We start from the raw sequence: 2,787 nt of genomic DNA, 5'->3' as shown, positions 1-2,787 counted from the left end.
GTTTTTTTGAAATTTTTTTTTAGCTTAACACCTACAGTGGTTAGAGGAGGGATTCTCCACAAAGAATGGCTTTATTGGCAGGATTGCATTCTTAGCTTAACACCTATGCGCTGTAGCCTGCAAAGGTCGAAGCGTCGTCCGCCGCTGCGGTCAGGGTTACGGAGGTGCCTGTGTTGTACGATGCAGTCCCGGTATCGCGTCGCCAGGAAAGTGTGCCAGGTGATGCGGTTACAGTGCCGGAACCTGTGCCGGACTTGGAGACGGTGAGGGTGTATTGCTGCACCACAGGGTCCCATTCGCAAATGAAGCAAAGGGGGTTGTAACCCAGCATGGTATACGAATGATGAGCACAAAAAATATCATCCCACGCATTGCTTGTATAGCCAAAGGAACCAGAAAACGCCAGACAATGTTCATCGTTTTCTTTATTATCAGGTTGACTGGCAGCCCATGCCGTAAATTGCCAGTCTTCACCGGTTACCCATTTCCAAACTCCGGCGGTCTCTGTATCACTTGCCCCAATCCAACAATTACCTCGATTACCGGTATGATCATAGGTATCATTAAAAAAGTTTGCCGGTAATAAGTTATTGACAAGAAAAGTGTTCTCATCAGCCGATGTTACAGTTGCCAAATATCCGCCAAGTTGCCGACAATCTCCCTTTGCGGCGGACCATACCACTTGCTTATCAATTCTTTGATACGAATGATTATTGCCTGGATTTATAATAACAGGATTTGAAAAAGTCGCCGTGACATTCTTTGCTGCCGACATTGTCAACGTACAGGTAGAACTCGTCCCTGAACAGTCGCCACTGTAGCCTACAAAGGTAAAGCCGTGGTCAGCCGTTGCGGTCAGGGTTATGGTTGTTCCGGCGGTGTATGTCTTTGTGGCAGATTCAGTCCATCTATCCGTACCATCCGATACCGTACCGGAACCGGTCCCTGATTTTGTGTAGGTCAAATCAGCCTTATCTATTTGGATACGTGGCTTGCTGATACCATTACGAGCATCAGTAATGGTTACACCTGTGCTTATCAATGTACTGAGGATATCCCCAACAGTGGCAGAGGGGGTTAACTGTTTGAGGACTGCCCATGCTCCGGCTACATGCGGGGCTGCCATTGAGGTACCATCCCATGTATCATAACCACCTCCAGGTACGGACGAATTTATGGAAGAACCCGGAGCCAGTAAGCTAAGAAAACCTATGCTGTTTGAAAAACCTGAGACGTTATCTGAAGAATCCGTCGAGCCAACGCTTACCGCCGTAGAGATACAGGCAGGGCCGGATATACTGTCGGTGTAGCTTTCGTTTCCGGAGGAGATAACTGTTGCAATCCCAACGGAACGGAGATTGTCAATAGCCGCCTTCTCTGAACTCCATTCGCTATCGCAATTACTATAATACCGCCCTCCCCCCAGGCTCATGTTTACGGCGGCTATATTGTATGTATCCTTTAACTCGAAGACCCTTTCGAGGCCCTTCGTTTGGTCCGAGGAATACGTTAATGCACAAGCAGGCGGTCCATCACAGGTAGCGCTGTCATCAAATCTGGAAAACACCTGGATTGCTATCACCGAGGCATTATTGGCAACACCCGACATGGAGCCGTTATTTCGTCCTGCTGCAATGCCGGCCACGTGAGTGCCGTGGTCACACTTTTCGGCTGGACAATTACCGGTGTATGGCATTGCCGAACCGGTCGCCGTGGAGCTTGTTACACCACCAGGGCAGAGGGAGGAGGCCTTTTCGGCTGCATCAATAGTGGAATAGCAGGCCTCCGACACTACGGCACCTGCCAGAAAGGGATGGTCTTTATCTACGCCCGTATCGAGTATGGCCACCGTATAGCCGGAGCCATCATAGCCCGTTGACCAGACGTTAGGCGCGCCTATCTTGGTCATATTCCATTCAAAGTTGTAGGGCACAAGCATGTCCTCTTCTACCTTTTCTATCTCAGGGATAGCAATCAAGGCATCGAGGGCAGACTTATCAAGCGTCATTGCGATATAGGGGATATACTTGTATTTGTGTGAGCTATTGATACGGTATCCCGATAATAGCTCCAGCACTTTGTCCTGGGCATGTGCGATCATGTTCACCTGCGATGCCGCCTCTGACGGGGACAGTTCACCCATTGGCTGCGCTGGGCCGTTGACCTTGACTATGACCCTCACCGAACCATCGCTTTGTGCCTTGTATGCCAAGTGGTCATAACCACCAGGGGTTGATACCTTGCTAAACGGCACAAGCGGCTCACCGGCAAACCCTGACTCGACATGGTTAAACAGTAACAATAGCACCAGCATAAACAACACCCTCACTCCGGGCATGTTACCAAGCTGGAGATGCTTCATCCCTTGTTTGTTGGCTTTACCAAACATACTCCCTCCAATGTTACTTCTTGTGAGTTACGCAGACCTGTAAAACAGGTAGGATGATCGTAGCATTTAGCCACACATAATTGTCAAGTCCCACATGCCCAGGTCACGGTAAATTTGTTCTCACGTCATGTCCTTAAATGTGTTGAGTTTTTTGACATTCGCAAATAGTCAAAGACCATACGGACACTATGGTTAAGTTTTCGCATTTTCTCTGCTACACTGCGTACTTCCTTGGATTTGATAATGGCGACGGCAAACCGTCTAAGGCAGGTAATATTCTCTGGTCCATAACCAGAGTATATTCGACCACGGTCTTCATCATAGTTCCAATCAATAATATAATGGCAACTATTTTCAATAGACCAATGGTCTCGATTAACACTCAGAATGTGCTCTGC

1 protein-coding gene and 1 pseudogene are annotated in these 2,787 nt (G+C 48.4%); both read right to left on the bottom strand.

Translation table 11 applies throughout. The annotated features are described in order from the left end of the window. Nucleotides 1-103: 103 nt before the first annotated feature. Entirely contained in the window at nt 104-2,389 is a 2,286-nt protein-coding gene (locus HWQ67_RS15730; protein ID WP_218253633.1) for a S8 family serine peptidase, read from the bottom strand. A 125-nt stretch (nt 2,390-2,514) separates the two neighbouring features. Next, nucleotides 2,515-2,787: pseudogene (locus HWQ67_RS15725) on the bottom strand (ISAs1 family transposase); the annotation flags it as partial.

The organism is Candidatus Magnetobacterium casense, from assembly GCF_019173545.1.
GTDB lineage: Bacteria > Nitrospirota > Thermodesulfovibrionia > Thermodesulfovibrionales > Magnetobacteriaceae > Magnetobacterium > Magnetobacterium cryptolimnobacter.
Note: the sequence above shows the minus strand (reverse complement) of the source record. Positions and strands in the feature narration are given on the sequence as shown.